The following is an 18,538-nucleotide window of genomic DNA, read 5'->3' on the forward strand; positions in this document are numbered from 1 at the left end:
GTCACACCCGTTCCCATACCGAACACGGAAGTTAAGCTCTTTAGCGCCGATGGTAGTTGGGGGCTTCCCCCTGTGAGAGTAGGACGTCGCTAGGCGCAAAAAGTCGCTGCTGACAAACTCAGTAGTGGCTTTTTTTTATCCAAAAGAATATTAAATATTAGCAATATATAAAGGAGACATTTCAACCAAGTGAATGGTGAAATGTCTCTTTATTATATTTTATACAGTTGTTGTTGCTGTTCGTAGTTCTATACGACGAATTTTACCAGAAGTTGTTTTTGGTAGCTCATCAATAAAAACAATACTACGAGGATATTTATAAGGTGCTGTTAATGCTTTAACGTGCTCCTGTAGTTCTTTTGTTAACTCCTCTTCATCACGATCTCTGAAGCTTTCTCGCAAGATGACAAAGGCTTTAACAATATGTCCTCTAATTTCATCTGGAGCTGCGACTACAGCACATTCTTGTACAGCTTCATGTTTATTTAAAGCATCCTCTACCTCAAATGGCCCAATTGTATAGCCTGATGAAATAATGATGTCATCTCCTCGACCTTCAAACCAGAAGTAGCCATCTTCATCGCATTTGGCTTGGTCACCAGTAATATACCAATCTCCACGGAAGGCAGCTTGTGTACGTTCAGGCTCACGATAGTACTCCTTAAATAGAGCAGGAGAAGATTTGTGTACTGCAATATCTCCAACTTCTCCAATCGGTGCCTCTTTGCCCTCATGATCTATAATACGGACAATATTGCCTGGAGTAGGAACACCCATTGAACCCGGACGTAAATCAATATTTTCAAGTGTGCCGATTAATAAAGTATTTTCCGTTTGGCCATAGCCGTCGCGCACTTTAAGACTGAAGTTATTCATAAATGTTTCGATGACTGGTCGATTTAATGGTTCACCAGCCGAAACAGCACTACGTAGAGAAGATAGATTATAGTCTTTTAAATTATCAATCTTCGCCATAATTCGATATTCCGTTGGAGTACAGCACAATACATTAACCTTTTCTTCTTGAAGCAGTTTAAGGTATGTTTTTGCATCAAATCCTCCGTGGTATACAAATGCAGTTGCGCCTAGCATAATAGTCGATAAAAATGGGCTCCAAATCCATTTTTGCCACCCTGGAGCAGCTGTAGCCCAAACTAAATCACCTTCACGTACACAAAGCCATTGTGAAGCGGCTGTTCTAATATGTGCATATCCCCATCCGTGTGAATGGACAACCCCTTTTGGTTTGCCAGTGGTGCCAGATGTATAAGAAAGAAATGCCATATCATCTCTTTTAGTAGCAGCTGCTGTAAATGTATCTGGCTGGGTACTTGCTAATTCATCTAAAGAGGTCCAATCACCAGTAGCAGTACCAATAACCAATTTATTATTTAAAGCCTCTACTGAAGAAGTAATACGATCTACCTCACTTGTGAACGCTTCATAAGCTATTACTGCCCTTGCAGAAGAGTGTTCCATACGATATTCTAAATCACTTGCACGTAACATTTCTGAACATGAAATAGGAACAATCCCAGCCTTTAGACAGCCAAGGAAGACAAAATAAGCTTCAGGCAGACGTGGAATAATAACTAATACGCGATCTCCTTTTTGAAGCCCCTTCTTCGTAAAGGCATGCGCGTATTGATTCATTTTTTGAACAAGTTCAACATAGGAAATTGTTTGACGCTCCTGCTGAGTATTTAGCCACCGTATAGCTTGGCGATCACTATCTTGAGAAAATTTCTCCAATTCCTCTGTAATATTATAGAATTCTGGTGCAATTAAATCGTTTGTTACCATGTGAACATTCCTCCCCCAAACAAATTTAATAGAAAATTCATAAAACTATTTCCATTTTAACAATTACAATAATATACAGCAAGAATATTTTGCGCACGAAATAGAAATATTGGATTTAATAGAGAACTATTAGGTTTCTAGTTACTGTATAGGAAGACTTCGACAAAAAATATAAAAATTTTCACAAAAAGTATTGCATAATTTATAATGCTTGCTATAATAATAAATGTACTTAAGAGGTTTTAAAAACCGAATTGAATAGTATTGTTCCGAAGTAGCTCAGTTGGTAGTAGCACCTGACTGTTAATCAGGTTGTCGCAGGTTCGAGTCCTGCCTTCGGAGCCATTTTTTTGCTCATTTTTAAAGATGGTGTTTACATAAAAAATATTAAAAAAAGTGTTGCATCGTACGATAAAAAATGTTATCATAATACTTGTCTTGTTTGAGACATTTAAAAAATGGCCCCTTGGTCAAGTGGTTAAGACACCGCCCTTTCACGGCGGTAACACGGGTTCGAATCCCGTAGGGGTCACCATTTTTAAAGCATTGTAGTAATGCAAAGGCTTAAAAAAATAAAAAAACTGTGAAGAAATGAACACCTGTTTCTATGGAGGATTAGCTCAGCTGGGAGAGCATCTGCCTTACAAGCAGAGGGTCGGCGGTTCGAGCCCGTCATCCTCCACCATAATGTGTTATTTCGGAGGGGTAGCGAAGTGGCTAAACGCGGCGGACTGTAAATCCGCTCCTTAGGGTTCGGCGGTTCGAATCCGTCCCCCTCCACCAGTTTTTTATAATGATTGGGGTATAGCCAAGCGGTAAGGCAACGGATTTTGATTCCGTCATGCCTAGGTTCGAATCCTAGTACCCCAGCCATTTTTATTGTTTGAGCCATTAGCTCAGTTGGTAGAGCATCTGACTTTTAATCAGAGGGTCGAAGGTTCGAGTCCTTCATGGCTCACTTTTATAAAATAAAAAGTGTAACATTAACTACAGATTAATCTCTTGCTGAAAACAGCAGGAGATTTTTTTATGTTCTCTTTAATTGTATAAATATTCATGAAATTGTAAGGTTGAGCCAAGGAGGATGTAGGCTTTACAATAGTCATACAACTTAAAGGGGGTATGAAAAAATGAATAAACTAAATATTTCTATTATTGGTGTACCAACTGATTATGGGCAAACTCGCAGAGGGGTAGATATGGGGCCGAGTGCTATCCGTTACGCAGGTGTTGTAGAGCGCTTGAAGGCAATAGGGCATGTAGTACATGATCAAGGGGATATACGTGTTAGTCAAAAACAAGAAGGCACTATTGTTGATAAACAGCTACTTAATTTAGAGGAAGTTATCGATGTAAGTACATCTTTGGCGAAAAGTGTAAATGAAGCAATTGAACAAAAGGAGTTTCCACTTGTACTTGGTGGCGACCATAGTATTGCTATTGGCACTCTCGCAGGACTTGGTGAGCATTACAAAAATTTAGGTGTTATTTGGTTTGATGCGCATGCCGACTTAAACACACCTGAAACGACACCGTCTGGTAATATACATGGTATGCCATTAGCTGTAAGCATTGGACTTGGTCATGAACGGTTAGTGAAAATTCGTAATAATGTACCGAAAATTAAACCTGAAAATGTCATTATTATTGGAGCGCGTTCTGTAGATCCAGGAGAACGTGAATTAATTAGTCAGCAAGGAATCAAAGTATATACAATGCACGAGGTAGATCGTCTTGGAATGACGCGTGTAATGGAAGATGCTCTAGCTTATTTAAGGGAGCGTAATGTAGATGGTTTGCATTTATCACTAGATTTAGATGGTTTAGATCCACTTTATACTCCAGGAGTTGGGACACCTGTACCTGGTGGTATTACATATCGAGAAAGTCATTTGGCAATGGAAATGCTTCAGGAGTCAGGTATGCTAACATCTGCTGAATTCGTTGAGGTTAATCCAATTTTAGATGAGAAGAATAGAACTGCCGATGTTGCAGTAGCATTAATGGGTTCTTTATTTGGCGAAACATTAGTTTAAAGAAATTTGACAAAAAATTGCCTGTTGCCACAATGTATAAAAATCTTTTGCTATAATTAATAACAAAATGAAACTTTTCTTATCGATGTGCCGTATAGTATAAGACAGTTGTAAAGGTGGAGAAGTCAACACAATGGATGCGTTAGTAAACAAGAAAATTAAACAAGTGCTTAAAGGTGATCAAAACGCATTTGCAGATATTGTGAGTCTCTATCAGCACAAACTGTACCAAGTATGCTATAGGATGTTAGGGAACAAGCAAGAATCTGAGGACATTGCACAAGAAGCTTTTGTTCGTGCCTATATGAACTTGCATACTTTTGATCAGAAAAGAAAATTTGCGACGTGGCTATATCGCATAGCGACAAACCTTTGTATAGACCGTATTCGGAAGAAAAAGCCAGATTACTATTTAGATGCAGAAGTAGCTGGTACAGAAGGACTTAATATGTACTCGCAGATCGCAGCAGATGACCAGCTACCGGAAGAACAGATAGAGCAAATGGAACTGCAAGATCGCATTCAATATGAAATTGGACGTTTGCCTGATAAATATCGTTCAGTTATAGTATTGAAATATATTGAAGAATTATCATTACAGGAAATTAGCGAGATTTTAGATATGCCTCTTGGAACGGTGAAAACGAGGATTCACCGCGGACGTGAAGCATTACGAAAGCAATTAAACAATCTGTAGGAGGGGGAGCGTCATGAATACTTGTCCAGAGCATATAATAGACTATATCCATGATTATTTAGATGGTGACATAAGTCGTGAGCATGAGCAAGAGTTAAAACGACATTTGCATACATGCAGTGATTGTAAACAGTTGATGCAGGAATTAAGTGAAACAATCGCCTTTGTGAAGAGCGCTTCCCACATTACATCACCTCCGCATTTTGAAGAAGCCGTGATGGCTCGTTTACCGAAACCTAAAAGTCGTGTAGGTATGCAAAAGTGGATTCGCCGACATCCACTCTTTGTGGCAGCAGCAGTTTTTTGTTTATTCATGAGTGCAACTTTACTAGGTAGCTTCATGGATGACCGACAGTTCTCCGTGACTAAACAGCCAAACCTAGTTGTTGAAGGTCAAACGGTTATTGTGCCGAAGGGAGAAGTTGTAAAAGGTGACATTGTTGTTAAAAATGGTGATTTAATTGTTGAGGGTGAAGTGGATGGCAATGTCACTGTTATTAACGGACAGTATATGGCATCTTCGGCAGTTGTTTCGGGAAAAATAGAAGAAATTGACGAAGTATTCGAATGGCTTTGGTATACGATCAAAAATTCAGTAAAGTCTGCTGTAACATTCGAAGAGAAACAAGCAACTAAATAACACTCTATACGTCCTAATAGATAGTGCACGTGAGAGGCTGAAAGGTCTACTCTTTTGAGTAGACTTTTTATTTGAAAAAAGTTACATTTGATAAGAATGTGCTATACTTAAATGTGTATGGATTCGCAATGAAAAGTGGGGGATGCCACGTGCAAATTATCGAACATTTCGCTAATTTAACACCTGTGAATATTGTTATTAACTTATTAGATGTACTGCTCGTATGGTACGTTATTTATAAAATTTTAACCCTCATTAAAGGTACGAAGGCTGTCCAATTATTAAAAGGGATTTTCGTAATTATTATTGCGCGCCTTGCTACAGAATATTTAGGGTTAGAAACGTTAGGATGGATGTTACAACAAGTTATCGATTTCGGTTTCTTGGCGATTATTATCATTTTCCAACCTGAAATAAGACGAGGTCTTGAACAAATTGGTAGAGGGAAGTTATTCCAACGTTCAATTAATCAAGTTGAGGAAGAACAAACAAGGCTAATTGAGGCGATGAAGAAATCTGTTAGTTATATGGCCAAACGTCGTATAGGGGCGTTAATTTCTATTGAAAAAGAAACTGGTCTAAATGAATATATCGAAACGGGCATAGGACTAAATGCTGAGATTTCATCGGAGTTACTGATCAACATTTTTATACCTAATACACCGCTTCATGATGGAGCAGTAATTATGCAAAAAGATAAAATATCGGCGGCAGCCTGTTATTTACCGCTTTCTGAGAGTCCGTTTATCTCTAAAGAGCTTGGGACGCGCCACCGAGCTGCACTCGGCTTAAGTGAAGTGACAGATGCCATTACTATTGTCGTATCAGAAGAAACCGGTGCCATTAGTCTTACAATGAATGGTAATCTTCACCGAAATCTTTCTCTAGAGGAATTCGAAGGACTGTTACGTAAAATGTGGTTCGGATTAGCACAGGAGTCAGATGCAGCCTCTAAGTTAACTTGGAGGGGGAAAAAGAATGGATAAAATGATGGATAGCCCTTGGGTGTTACGAATCGTTGCACTATTTCTAGCCTTTTTGTTATTTTTCTCCGTTCGTACCGAATTATCTCCTAAAAATAAAACAATAACGAGTGAGCAAACAGTAGTAATTCGCGATGTGCCAGTAGATGTTTTTTATGACGATAAGAACCTTATTGTAACGGGGATACCAAAGACGGTAAACGTTACTATAAAAGGTCCAACGCCACTCGCTTTAAAAGCTCAAACTTCGAGAGATTTTTCTATATTTGCGGATTTGAGTAAATTACTCATAGGTGAGCATAATGTTAAACTACAATACGAAAATATTTCTGATAAGTTGCAAGTTACATTAGACCCAGCAACTGTTAAGGTAAACATTGAGGAAAAGGTCACACAAGAGTTTCGTGTTGACCCTGAGCTAAATACTCGTTTAATTGAAGAAGGGTATATTTTAAATGGCATGGCTGCTAATCCAACTACGGTGTATATTACAGGTGCCAAAAGTGCAATTGAAAATATTAGCTATGTAAAAGCTACCGTAACGGGTGAACAAGGCTTGAAAGAACCGTTCTCACAAGTAGCGGCAGTTAAAGTACTAGATCGTGATTTAAATAAGTTAGACGTGACGATTGAACCGGAGACTGTGAAGGTACAAGTAGATATTGGAGCTTACAGTAGAGAGTTACCGGTTGTGCTGAAGGAAATAGGAAAAGCGGAGAATGGTATTACCGTCAACCAATTAACAATTAGTCCTACAAAGGTGAGAGTATACGGTAGGAAATCTATCATAGATGCTTTAACTGCAATACCAGTAGAGGTTGATTTATCAAAAATTACAGAATCAAAAACTTATGAATTTGATGTGAAATTGCCCGAAGGTGTGACAAAAATATCTGATACGAAAATTAAAGTGAAGGCCGATATTACGAAGGCAGAGCAGGAAAAAACAACAACGACAACAACTACTACCACTCCTGCTCCTACACCTACTCCTTCGCTACCTTCGCCACCTTCAGAGGAGACTAACACTCCTTCTGATAACAACACGCCGCCTACTGATAAAACAGAAGAAGATATTGATTCTTAAACAATAACTGACTATAATTTTATTTTGATTCAGTAGAGATTTCGTTCTCTATCGGTAAGGGTATTCTTTAACGAGAAGAAGTTGCTCGGGCTAAAATCAAAATACCCTATCCCTAAAATTTATCTGTGCCTATTTACAAGCCCAAATAAATTACATAGGGGTAAAATTATAGTTACCAGTGAATGAACGAAAATAGACTTTTCCAAAAGTAAGCAGACGAGTGGTCTAGTTGTCAGCGTAGACAAGCATGATCGCCGTCTTGCATTGAAGGAGAGAATAATCAAAATGGGTAAATATTTTGGAACAGATGGCGTCCGTGGCGTCGCGAATAGTGAATTAACACCGGAGTTTGCATTTAAACTTGGCCGCGTAGGTGGTTACGTTTTAACGAAGGATGCAACTGACCGTCCAAAGGTATTAATCGGTCGTGACACACGTATTTCAGGTGAAATGCTTGAAGGTGCACTTGTAGCTGGTCTTTTATCAATCGGCGTAGAGGTAATGCGTCTTGGTGTTATTTCGACACCAGGTGTGGCTTATCTTACTCGAATGATGAGCGCAAATGCAGGCGTTATGATTTCAGCTTCACATAACCCAGTAGCTGACAATGGTATTAAATTTTTCGGTCCTGATGGCTTTAAGCTAACAGATGCGCAAGAAGCTGAAATCGAAGCAATATTAGATGCTCAAGAAGATACTTTGCCACGTCCAATCGGGGCAGATTTAGGTTCTGTAAGCGACTACTTCGAGGGTGGACAAAAATATATTCAATACTTAAAACAAACAGTGGCTGAAGAATTTGAGGGCATCCACGTAGCATTAGATTGTGCACATGGCGCTACGTCTTCACTAGCTACACACCTATTTGCAGATTTAGAAGCGGATATCTCAACGATGGGTGCCTCACCAACAGGCTTAAATATTAATGACGGTGTCGGTTCAACACATCCAGAAGGATTAGCTAAATTTGTCACAGAAAAGGGTGCTGATGTTGGTTTAGCATTCGATGGCGATGGTGACCGTTTAATCGCTGTAGATGAAAACGGTAAAATTGTTGATGGTGATCAAATTATGTTCATCATTGGTAAGTATTTAAATACAGTTGGTCGCTTGAAAAAGCAAACAATCGTTTCGACGGTTATGAGTAACATGGGCTTCTACAAAGCTGTTGAAGATAACGATATGCATAGTGTACAAACTGCTGTAGGTGATCGTTACGTTGTGGAAGAAATGCGTGCTAATGATTATAATCTTGGCGGCGAGCAATCTGGTCATATTGTTTTCCTAGACTTTAACACAACTGGTGATGGCTTATTAACAGGTATTCAGCTTGTTAACATTATGAAAGCTACAGGTAAAAAACTATCAGAGCTTGCTTCTGAAATGAAAATTTTCCCGCAGCGTTTAGTCAACGTACGTGTAACAGACAAGCATGCTGTGACAGAAAATGCAAAAGTTGCTGCAGTGATTGCTGAGGTAGAAGCAGACATGGCTGGTAACGGTCGCGTATTAGTGCGTCCTTCAGGTACTGAGCCACTTGTACGAGTAATGGTGGAAGCGGCTACAGAAGAAGACTGCGAGCGTTATGTAGGGCGTATAGCAGATGTTGTCCGTTCTGAAATGGGCTTAACTGAATAAATAGTATATGAACTCGATTTCCTTTGATAGGAGGTCGAGTTTTTTATTTTTTGTTCCGTACAAATGAAACGTTGGCTTTAATTATTGAAAGCTCTAGCAATGAAAAAATGAATGCTTTCGAAGAGAATGGGAACAGTAGTACAGAGTCACAATAACAAGGAGTGTTGTATTGCAATGGCTAAAATTGCTACAGTGATTACCAATATGTTTGAGGATGCTGAATATACAAGTCCTAAAGGAGCATTAGAAGCGGCAGGTCATGAATTAATAACGATTGATACGACGGCAGGCATTGAGGTAGAAGGTAAGCATGGAGAGAAAGTAAAAATCGATAAAGATATCGATGAGGTAAATGCCTCTGATTTCGATGCATTATTCATCCCAGGCGGTTTTTCTCCTGATATACTACGCGTAGATGATCGTATTGTGGCATTTGTCAAAGAATTTATGGATGAGATGAAACCAACCTTTGCTATTTGTCATGGACCTCAATTACTCATTACGGCAAAAACATTAACTGGTCGTGACACAACTGGCTACAAATCAATCCGAGTAGATTTAGAAAATGCAGGTGCGATATTCCATGACGAGGAAGTGTTTGTTTGCCAAAAACAATTAGTAACAAGTCGCACACCGGAGGATTTACCAGCATTTAATCGAGAAATTGTGAAATTATTGGAGAGTAACGAAGGCTAAGCTTAAAAGGCACAAGTAAGTTCGCCTGTGCCTTTTATCTATAAACTCAATCCAATAGCCCTACTTCTTTTTTAACGCTATAATAGCATTGGTAATTTGTCCAAGTCCGATACCAATGATAATCCCAACACCAGCGCCGATTGCCGTGTCGATCCAGCCTCTATCAACAAAAGCTTCATATCCACCGCCGGATAGAAAACCGCTTAATCCGCCGATACCTAAACCTAAAAACAGGAAGCCACCATAAAATAACCCGATTGCCTCATAATCTGCGGGATCACGATTTTCGTAATACTGCTGGAAGCGTTCATTTAAATCCTCAGATTGCTCAGAGTTACTGGCGAATTGCAATTCCTCGCTAGCCTTATTAAAAGCTTCCTGCTCCGTTAAGCCTTGTGACATTAAATCATTCATATAATCGCTCATATAGAGTATCATGTCATCTTGCGCTTCTCGTCCCTGATCGGAACGCCCTTTAAACTTCGACAATTGATTGTCAATTTTCCGTTTAGTTTGCCCACTTTTCTTGCGCAGCTTTTCTATATAAGTCATCTCAGCGTCCTGCAAATAATTCTGGGATTGTTCTTTTGCAAAACGATTAATTCTCTCCTGAATTTCACGACTAAAGCTCATGTTTGTTCCCTCCATTATTTCTTAAAATTTCAATACGACTACTTAAAAAATCCCATTTAGCCCAGAAGGACATCAATTTTTCTCGTCCTTGTTCATTAAGCGTATAAAATTTCCTTGGTGGACCCATTTCAGATGGCTTTTTGACAATATTGACAAGACGATTTCTTTCCAATCGCATAAGTAACGCATACACAGTTCCTTCAGCTATGCCATCGAACCCCATCTGCGTGAGATATTTAACAATCTCATAACCATATATTTCACCACGGCTAATGATTTCTAATACAATACCTTCTAAAACTCCTTTGAGCATTTCACTCAGATTATCCACGATCTCACCCCCAGGCTTAGCATTACCTGTACTAAGTGTTGCTAAGTACTGTATATAGTATTGCTAAGTAGCGGCTTTGTCAAGCGATTGAAAAATGGGATTTTCGTTCAGATGAATTTTATTTTTGGCGCAATTTATTTTCGGCTCTGTTCAAAACAAATCCATAACCGAAAATACTTGTTGCTGAAAAAATCATCATAATTTTAACTTCTTTCAAAATGTTTTATGTAACGTAAGTGAAACGGCTGTTACAAGTGTTTTGGTAGCGAAAACAAAGCGACAGCGGCAAATGTTTTCTGCGCGAAAGCGAAGCGACAGCGGCAATTATGCCGAGGCACAAATTGATTAAGAATCTCAAGATAATGCTTTATAGCAGATTGTTTGTCTACTTTTTGTCACTGAAAAGTAGGATAAATAGGTGTTTTTTATAACGAAAATTTGACGTACAGCATATGATTGAGTATGATGGAGAAGTTGAATATGAGGTCCGACCTTATCATTTAACGAGAGCGCATAAGGAGGGAAGAAAGCGCAAAATCGGAAAACAATTATAGCGCCTGAGCTGAAGAAATTGGACGAAACGATCTTCAGCAGACGAGGTGGAGGTTTATCGAAAATTCGGCGGATGCCTCCCAATCGACATACCCGATTGTCACTTTTCATTTTGAAAGCATTTAAGCGATTGAATGTACAGAAAATGAAAAAGGTATAGTTAAAGCAATAGATAAATAGAGAAACCTCATGTATCGAATGTTTACTATTCAGATGGCTGAATGAGTGTTAACAATGTGCATGTATTAGTTTGCTTATTTTATTTAATTTCTTTCAGCAGGTGTCCAAACATCCACTGAAAGAAGTTAAAGCCTCCGGCGGATGTCCGGGAATTATGCCGGGGCATAATTGATAAATAAGCATGGCTTTTACATTCATAAAAAATTCGATAGCTTGAGGTCTAATTTGTCATTGCGACAAATTGACAATATCGGAGGAAAAGAAATTTATGTGTGGAATTGTAGGATATATTGGTGAAGCAGATGCAAAGGAAATCTTATTAAAAGGCTTAGAGAAACTAGAGTATCGTGGCTATGACTCAGCGGGTATTGCAGTACGTAATGAAGAGGGTGTAACAGTCTTCAAAGAAAAGGGACGTATTGCAGATTTACGTGACGCAGTGGACGAGGACGTTGCTGCAAGAGTTGGTATTGGTCATACACGTTGGGCAACTCATGGTGTACCAAACCGTTTGAATGCACACCCTCACCAAAGTGAATCAGGACGTTTTACGCTAGTACACAACGGAGTTATTGAAAACTATCATTTATTACAAAAAACTTATTTAAAAGGTATTTCGATGAAATCTGATACAGACACAGAGGTCATCGTGCAATTAGTAGAGCTATTTGTAAAAGAAGGTTTAAGCACGGCTGAAGCGTTCCGTAAAACTTTATCTTTATTACACGGCTCTTACGCATTGGCTCTTTTAGATGCAGAAGCGGCAGATACAATTTTCGTTGCGAAAAACAAATCTCCACTTTTAGTAGGTGTTGGTGAAGGCTTTAATGTTGTTGCTTCAGATGCAATGGCGATGCTACAGGTAACAGATCAATATGTGGAGCTACACGATAAAGAGGTCGTAATCGTACACAAAGCTAGCGTTGAAATTACAAAGTTAGACGGTACATTAGTAGAGCGTGCACCATATACAGCAGAGCTCGATATGAGCGATATTGAAAAAGGTACGTACCCTCACTATATGCTAAAAGAAATGGATGAGCAGCCAACAGTTATTCGTAAAATCATTCAAGCGTACGAAGGTGAGAATGGCGAATTAACAATTGACGCTAATATTTTAGAAGCCTTACGAGCAGCAGACCGTCTATATATTATTGCAGCCGGCACAAGCTATCATGCAGGTCTAATCGGTAAGCAATATTTCGAAAAAATGGCTGGTATCCCAGTGGAAGTTCATATTTCAAGTGAATTCGGCTACAATATGCCATTACTTTCAGAAAAACCATTGTTTATCTTTATTACGCAATCAGGTGAAACAGCAGATAGCCGTCAAGTACTTGTGAAAATTAAAGAGCTTGGTTATCCAACATTAACTATTACAAACGTACCTGGCTCTACTCTATCACGTGAGGCAGACCATACACTGTTATTACATGCAGGCCCAGAAATTGCAGTAGCTTCTACAAAAGCGTATGTAGCGCAAGTAGCTGTACTTGCTCTAACAGCATATGTAACAGCGAAAGCTAATGATAAGGGCTTAGAATACGATTTAAAACAAGAACTTGCGATTGCAGCAAACGGTATTCAAACAATTATCGATTCAAAAGATGTTTTAGAGGATATTGCTGAGGACTACTTAAAAATCGCACGCAACGCATTCTTCATCGGCCGTAACATAGACTTCTATGTAAGCCTTGAGGGTGCCTTGAAGCTAAAAGAAATCTCTTATATCCAAGCAGAAGGCTTCGCAGGTGGCGAGCTAAAACACGGAACAATTGCCTTAATCGAAGAAGGTACACCGGTGTTTGCCCTTGTTACACAAGAAGCAGTAGGATTAAACATCCGTGGTAACGTCAAAGAGGTAGCTGCACGTGGAGCATACCCATGCATTATTGCCATGGCTGGCGTAGACGAAGACGGTGACCGTTTAGTAATCCCTCAAGTTCATGAATTACTAACACCTCTTGTTTCTGTAGTGCCATTACAATTAATTAGCTATTACGCAGCACTACACCGCCGCTGTGATGTGGATAAACCACGTAACTTGGCTAAATCGGTAACTGTTGAGTAATTGTTGAGATAGAGATCACTTGTTGTGAGTTATAATTAATCCTGTCACAACTTATAATTAATTTTGTCACATAATTATAATTAAAAGTGACATCAATTAAAACCTTGATACAGCGAAAATGCTTGCTGTATCAAGGTTTTCTTTTTTCTTATTGACCTACTCATAATAGTCATAAATTATAAAAATAATTATAAAACTACATAAGCTTTCTATAATTAATATTGACATAAATCCACATTCATTAGTTGGAGGAAATTTAGAAACGTTCATTAACCAAAAAATTGATAAATGTCTATGTGTATCTTTAAAACAAAGTTTAACCGTTTGAAATAAAGTTGTACCGTTTTGAAAAAAGTTATACCTGTGGATTTAAAATAAAGTAGCGATGTTTGTAAAAAAGATGCGATGTTTAAAACAAAGTCAGGACGTTTATAAAAATGTTGCGAAGCTTCGCCCCCTTTGGATGCCCCTTTATCTAAAGGGGTGTTTTTATCGTGAAAAGATTATTCCGTTAAAGGGCCATATTGTTGAGCAACACCTTCAAAAGAATCTAGAGATATTATGTTAAAATTAGATAATATGGTGAAGAAGTGTACTTAAACTACAGGAGCAGTTTAGTGCTAAAAATAGAAATATATGGTGAAATTGAATAAAGATATGGGTGAAAAAGCAGGTGATTACCTTCAACTTCAAGATAGACCATTTCCCTAATGGACCGTTGCTAAATGTAACGATATTATGCATAACCAAAAAAACAAGCTAGAACAAGCAGCTAGACTTGCTGCTTGTGAACTCCTTGCTCCGAACTGGCGTAATAAAACAAACGAGCACAGGGCGAGGGAAAATTAGATATTCGTAACCGCGTAATCGGTCCTAATGAATAATTGAGACTCCCACCCATAAATGGGCAAGCAGACTAACGTCAGTGGGATTCTTGAGTGACTAAGCATTCGCAATCCATTTCTGTTTTGAACAGCATGAAGCCGCATTCTCCTGTTGAAAAATGCGGCTGTTTCAAAAAAGTCGTTTGTTTGAATCAACTGTGTATAGTAGCTGGAAACTATTTACTAATTAATAGGCGATCGAGAAGGACCTACTTTTATACCAAGGGAATTGTAATGTTCTTTTATGTTTATAACGGCTTGATAATGTGTCACTTCGTCAATTAGTTGATTTATTTTATGAACGTCAACTGGTTTTTTCATTAATAGGTCATTTAAAATTTGCTTGATTTCTTTAGGGTAAACATTTCCTACCATACTGGAAAGTCCATTGCAGCCGCCGAGTATTTTTTCTATGAGGTCAACATCTCCTCCAGCAAACATAATGAAATCATCTGGTAACTGTGTATTTTTATGACGCTTCACATTGTACTCTTCTTTAAGTCCTATAAGGTTCGAGTGTTGTTGAGAGACAAGTTCATTAAGGGATTCAGCACTTAGGTTAAAACCAGTTCGGGCAGGATTATTATAAAGCACCACTTTTTTGGTTGTATGGTTTAGCAATTCATTAACATAAGCAATGGCTTGTTTTTGTGAAGGTTGAATATAAAGTGGAAACTGGACAAGAATTGCATCAAAAACAGATTTCTCAAGTGCTTGAATAAGTTTTATCGCATCTCTCGTTCTCGCACCTGAAACACCAAACATAAGTTCAATATTTTGAAAGTTTTGCTTATTAAAGTAATCAATGATTTGCAATCGTTCATCAATACTCATTGAATTTTGCTCACCGGTAGAACCAGATACAAGTAGTGACTCAATTCCGTTATTCTTCAAATATTCAACAATGGGGTTGAAACCTTCTAAATATAAGCTTTCATCATCATGAAAGGGAGTTGGAATAGCAACATTTAAATTTTTCATCAATTATATCCTCCAATTATTTACCCAATAATATTAATATTGAACCAACGTAATACCGCAATTTGAATACAATTTAATACTTGTCGAGTGTATTCACTTTGTACGGATGAGAGAGGGGACTATCTCTCCACCCGTCACGAATCCGTACAAACTTATTGTCCGAAGTATGAGTAAATATTCATTGCTGGCAGGAGCTTTTTATTTTACTTTTCTGGTAAAATATCGTTCTTATTAGTTATATTTTCTTTAACAACATGTTTTGCTCCTGACCCAACAGGTTCTTCCAAAAACCATGTCCCCATACCGGAGACAGTAGGTACATCCTGAATAGTATAAAGAACAGCTTTTTCACAATCAGACGTATTGCAATGTTCGTGTGATAGCCAAGCAGGAGATACAAATACATCGCCTTTTTCCCACTCAATTTTCTCGCCATTAATTATACTATAGCCTTCTCCTTCAAATACAATGAAGATAGCCAAATTACTGTGTTTATGTGGGTTATTATGTTCACCTGGCGCCAATACTTGTACCACTGCGTTTATAGTAGGGGTCACACCGTATTTATCACCAGTATCTTTATTTACCAGCGATACTGCACCTCTGCCATCCCCCATAAAATCACTAGACAATGAATCATCTAATTGTGCCTTTATATCTGTTCCTTTCCAAATACAAGGACGAACAGTCGGCTTGGTACTTTTTTGTAAAAAATCTTTGTAACTAATAATATCAGTTCTTTGATCGCTCATTCTAATAACCTCCTAAATTTTTTGAGAACCTTCGTTAACCTTCATGTGCTTACCTCGCCCCTATTAAATCTAAAGGCACCCCCTTTCAGGACTAAGTGATTTTAAAATTTCCAATATGATACCTAGCAATACAGCACTGGAAAGGTAAACCCACTTTATTAAATACTGTTATAAAATGGGCTTGTAATTAACAGTTTAGGGCATCTTAAACCATAGTTCAATTCAATTATTTATATAGTAATAATAGTTTAAAACTATGATATAATACATATTGCCATAAATTGATTTCTGAGGGGGACCCTAGAATGGAATTAAGACAACTTGAATATTTTCGTTCAGTATGCCAGGAACTTCACTTCACAAGAGCCGCAGAAAAGATTGGAATTTCCCAACCTTCTTTAAGCCAACAAATTCGTTTATTGGAGCATGAGATTGGAGCACCTTTATTTGATCGAATTGGTAAAAAGACGGCACTTACAGAATCAGGAAGACTACTTCTGAAGTATACTCAGAATATTTTCCATGAATTAGAACAAGCACAAACTGCTATAAAGGAATTAAACGGACTCCAAAGAGGGAATATTTCTATCGGAACATTGTTAACAGTTGAAAACTACCTAATTCCACCGACATTACTTAATTTTCATCGTTTATACCCTGCTATTAAAATTTCTGTGTTTGGACTACGCACGGAAGACATTAGGAAAAGCTTGTTAGAAAACAAATTGGATATAGGTATTGTTTTTTTACCTATGAAAGATAGAGAATTAGAATCGATTTCTTTGTACAAGGAGGAACTGGCCCTTGCGGTACCCAACGGGCATCCATTAGTGGAACAAGATATGGTACATTTGGATGTATTGCGGACAACATCTTCCGTTTTATTTCCTGAAAACTACTTTTTAAGACAACTTATCAATAAATCTTGTAATGACTTGGGATTTCTCCCTCAGCCGACTTTTGAAATAACAACGATGGAATCTTTAATTGACATGGTTGAAAAAGGAGTAGGAGTGACTATATTGCCTAAACCTTATTTAGAGTGCCTTAACAATAATAAAATAAGAGTCATTCCAATTCTAAATGCTAATCTTTCCCGAGAAGTAGGAATCGTCTATAGGAAAGATAAATATATGGGTGCTGCTACACGAATGTTTATTGATCAGCTAAAGGCCACCACGATTAATTTGAATTATAGAACCAATAAAGATACTGATTAAAGGTTACCAGTTCATTATATTAGTAGTTGATCCTAACGAGGCGGTGTTGCAATGGATAAAACAACAATGAATACTCTATACAAACCTAGTTAACATAAAGCAAATTTTTTTCGGAAGTTCCGAAATCAAAAACCCCTTGGTGTTCAATGGGTTCCGAATTGTTCATTTTTATCGTTTATATATGATTTTATACAATGTTGATTCATCAACATTGTCAGCTTCTTCAGAAGCATCGTAGATGCATAAAAAAAGGGGGGGTTATGCAACCCTTATTCAATATAAGGGCGCGATTCTGTAGCAAGAATCAGCGCTCGTTTTCATTAAAGGGCCAGATTGCTGAATAATGATTGTGCCATTACCTGATCTGTATAAATAAGACCACTCTTTAACAGAGTGGTCCAAGAAAAATCCCTAACAAACAATACCTTTACATAAGCTTTGCTCATCTAATTGCCATGTTTATTATAATTAAAAGTACCCTATAAATTAGAACTTTTAGTGTCTAACTTATAGAGTACTTTATAACGCGGTACAAAATAATTATTTCTTTTTAATAAAGTGAATAATTATATGATAAGTTGACGTTTTTACGAGCGTAGTAATTGCCTCCAAAGCCAAATGATAAACTGAAACCAGCCTTCTCGAATCCGGCTGACATATCTTGAGTAGTTTGAGCAGTAAGAGTTGCATTTCCACTTATATTTACTTTGGTTGCTGGCCATTTACCACTTGTAGGAATAGTAGTTCCATTCTGTTGCTCAAAATATGTAGCTGCACTTCCTTGTTCCCACCAAGTGTTTAGAACACCTTTAATTTCACGAAAAGTACCAGATGAATAAACATTTAATCGAGCCTTTAAAGAAGCTTTACCATAACCTGAACCAGTAGTTTCTGTAACAACCTTTGAAGTATAACTATCTTCAGAAGCAGCACGAGCTAAGCCATGATATAAGACTTCATCCTCGACAGAAATTTCAGAAATCAATTCATTAGTTTCTTTGTCGTAGATATTTATTTGTTCAATATTCGGGTTATTAGTTTCTACATTTTGAACATAAACTTCATTTTCTTCATAAGGGATTTCAACGAAAAGTCCGCCTACACTTTCTTTAAATGAATCCGTTTCAGCTGCACTTGCTGATCCTGTAAAACTGAACAATCCACCAATTAATAATAATACTGTTAATGAGAATAAATTCTTTAATAAACAGTAATGCTTATTTATAGTAAGATATCGTATTCCAGCAAACAGATGGTTAAGCTGTTATCGAAAACCGATTCTATTTCTCACGTTTTTTCTTTGGTCGTATCATAATATTATTTTATTAATAAAATATTTTTAAAGGAGTATTTA

At 37.8% G+C, this 18,538-nt stretch carries 15 protein-coding genes, 6 tRNA genes, 1 rRNA gene and 1 pseudogene; 17 read left to right on the plus strand and 6 right to left on the minus strand.

Going from position 1 to position 18,538, the window contains the following annotated elements; all coding sequences use genetic code 11:
• Positions 1-95 (plus strand): 5S ribosomal RNA (gene rrf / locus ACQKOG_RS25280); the annotation flags it as partial.
• Between the two features lie 124 nt (positions 96-219).
• Here rrf and mbcS read toward each other — a convergent pair.
• The gene (gene mbcS, locus ACQKOG_RS25285) at positions 220-1,803 is read right to left on the minus strand and encodes an acyl-CoA synthetase MbcS (RefSeq protein ID WP_370077351.1); all 1,584 of its coding nucleotides are present in this window, start codon (positions 1,801-1,803) and stop codon (positions 220-222) included.
• Positions 1,804-2,071: 268 nt separating this feature from the next.
• Between mbcS and ACQKOG_RS25290 the strand changes: the two genes are divergently transcribed.
• From ACQKOG_RS25290 to ACQKOG_RS25350, 13 genes are all read left to right on the plus strand, one after another.
• Positions 2,072-2,148, plus strand: a tRNA-Asn gene (locus tag ACQKOG_RS25290).
• A gap of 115 nt (positions 2,149-2,263) precedes the next feature.
• Positions 2,264-2,338: transfer RNA gene (locus ACQKOG_RS25295), tRNA-Glu, on the plus strand.
• A gap of 74 nt (positions 2,339-2,412) precedes the next feature.
• A tRNA-Val gene (locus ACQKOG_RS25300) sits at positions 2,413-2,488 on the plus strand.
• A 14-nt stretch (positions 2,489-2,502) separates the two neighbouring features.
• Positions 2,503-2,586, plus strand: a tRNA-Tyr gene (locus ACQKOG_RS25305).
• A gap of 15 nt (positions 2,587-2,601) precedes the next feature.
• A tRNA-Gln gene (locus tag ACQKOG_RS25310) sits at positions 2,602-2,676 on the plus strand.
• 12 nt (positions 2,677-2,688) lie between these two features.
• Positions 2,689-2,761, plus strand: a tRNA-Lys gene (locus ACQKOG_RS25315).
• A gap of 172 nt (positions 2,762-2,933) precedes the next feature.
• Positions 2,934-3,839 carry an arginase gene (gene rocF / locus ACQKOG_RS25320; protein WP_370077350.1) on the plus strand — a complete coding sequence of 302 codons (906 nt, stop codon included), beginning with the start codon at positions 2,934-2,936 and terminating at the stop codon, positions 3,837-3,839.
• 133 nt (positions 3,840-3,972) lie between these two features.
• Positions 3,973-4,536 carry an RNA polymerase sigma factor SigW gene (gene sigW / locus ACQKOG_RS25325; RefSeq protein ID WP_370077349.1) on the plus strand — a complete coding sequence of 188 codons (564 nt, stop codon included), beginning with the start codon at positions 3,973-3,975 and terminating at the stop codon, positions 4,534-4,536.
• A 13-nt stretch (positions 4,537-4,549) separates the two neighbouring features.
• A complete protein-coding gene (locus ACQKOG_RS25330) occupies positions 4,550-5,176 on the plus strand; it encodes a zf-HC2 domain-containing protein (protein ID WP_427448464.1) in 627 nt (208 codons plus the stop codon).
• Positions 5,177-5,325: 149 nt separating this feature from the next.
• Complete coding sequence (gene cdaA, locus ACQKOG_RS25335; protein ID WP_370077347.1) at positions 5,326-6,162, plus strand: diadenylate cyclase CdaA; 837 nt, start codon at positions 5,326-5,328, stop codon at positions 6,160-6,162.
• Entirely contained in the window at positions 6,155-7,246 is a 1,092-nt protein-coding gene (locus ACQKOG_RS25340; protein WP_427448465.1) for a CdaR family protein, read from the plus strand. Before cdaA ends, ACQKOG_RS25340 begins: the two co-directional genes overlap by 8 nt.
• 285 nt (positions 7,247-7,531) lie before the next feature.
• On the plus strand, positions 7,532-8,884 hold the full coding sequence (glmM, locus tag ACQKOG_RS25345; RefSeq protein WP_370077345.1) for a phosphoglucosamine mutase: 1,353 nt from the start codon (positions 7,532-7,534) through the stop codon (positions 8,882-8,884).
• Between the two features lie 174 nt (positions 8,885-9,058).
• Positions 9,059-9,580 (plus strand): type 1 glutamine amidotransferase domain-containing protein, encoded by a 522-nt coding sequence (locus ACQKOG_RS25350; protein WP_370077344.1) that lies wholly within the window; start codon positions 9,059-9,061, stop codon positions 9,578-9,580.
• Positions 9,581-9,640: 60 nt separating this feature from the next.
• Here ACQKOG_RS25350 and ACQKOG_RS25355 read toward each other — a convergent pair whose 3' ends face one another.
• Both ACQKOG_RS25355 and ACQKOG_RS25360 read right to left on the minus strand, forming a co-directional pair.
• Positions 9,641-10,213, minus strand: a complete 573-nt coding sequence (locus ACQKOG_RS25355) for a hypothetical protein (RefSeq protein WP_370077343.1) — start codon at positions 10,211-10,213, stop codon at positions 9,641-9,643.
• On the minus strand, positions 10,203-10,544 hold the full coding sequence (locus ACQKOG_RS25360) for a PadR family transcriptional regulator (RefSeq protein ID WP_370077342.1): 342 nt from the start codon (positions 10,542-10,544) through the stop codon (positions 10,203-10,205). The genes ACQKOG_RS25355 and ACQKOG_RS25360 overlap by 11 nt, the downstream gene beginning before the upstream one ends.
• Before the next feature lie 1,000 nt (positions 10,545-11,544).
• On the opposite strand from ACQKOG_RS25360, the gene glmS reads away from it, so the two are divergent.
• Both glmS and ACQKOG_RS25370 read left to right on the plus strand, forming a co-directional pair.
• Entirely contained in the window at positions 11,545-13,347 is a 1,803-nt protein-coding gene (gene glmS / locus ACQKOG_RS25365) for a glutamine--fructose-6-phosphate transaminase (isomerizing) (protein WP_370077341.1), read from the plus strand.
• A 723-nt stretch (positions 13,348-14,070) separates the two neighbouring features.
• Positions 14,071-14,196 (plus strand): annotated as a pseudogene (locus tag ACQKOG_RS25370) (3-alpha domain-containing protein); the annotation flags it as partial.
• Between the two features lie 218 nt (positions 14,197-14,414).
• Here ACQKOG_RS25370 and ACQKOG_RS25375 read toward each other — a convergent pair.
• Both ACQKOG_RS25375 and ACQKOG_RS25380 read right to left on the minus strand, forming a co-directional pair.
• Positions 14,415-15,212: a dihydrodipicolinate synthase family protein gene (locus ACQKOG_RS25375; RefSeq protein ID WP_427448466.1), complete on the minus strand. Its 798-nt coding sequence runs from the start codon at positions 15,210-15,212 to the stop codon at positions 14,415-14,417.
• A gap of 203 nt (positions 15,213-15,415) precedes the next feature.
• Positions 15,416-15,964 (minus strand): cupin domain-containing protein, encoded by a 549-nt coding sequence (locus ACQKOG_RS25380; RefSeq protein ID WP_427448467.1) that lies wholly within the window; start codon positions 15,962-15,964, stop codon positions 15,416-15,418.
• 305 nt (positions 15,965-16,269) lie between these two features.
• On the opposite strand from ACQKOG_RS25380, the gene ACQKOG_RS25385 reads away from it, so the two are divergent.
• On the plus strand, positions 16,270-17,184 hold the full coding sequence (locus tag ACQKOG_RS25385; protein WP_427448468.1) for a LysR family transcriptional regulator: 915 nt from the start codon (positions 16,270-16,272) through the stop codon (positions 17,182-17,184).
• 550 nt (positions 17,185-17,734) lie between these two features.
• On the opposite strand, the gene ACQKOG_RS25390 is transcribed toward ACQKOG_RS25385, so the two are convergent.
• Positions 17,735-18,343 carry a hypothetical protein gene (locus ACQKOG_RS25390; RefSeq protein WP_427448469.1) on the minus strand — a complete coding sequence of 203 codons (609 nt, stop codon included), beginning with the start codon at positions 18,341-18,343 and terminating at the stop codon, positions 17,735-17,737.
• Positions 18,344-18,538 lie beyond the last annotated feature (195 nt).

Origin of the sequence: Lysinibacillus sp. NPDC093216, from assembly GCF_050280325.1 — a bacterium.
Classification (GTDB): Bacteria; Bacillota; Bacilli; order Bacillales_A; family Planococcaceae; genus Lysinibacillus.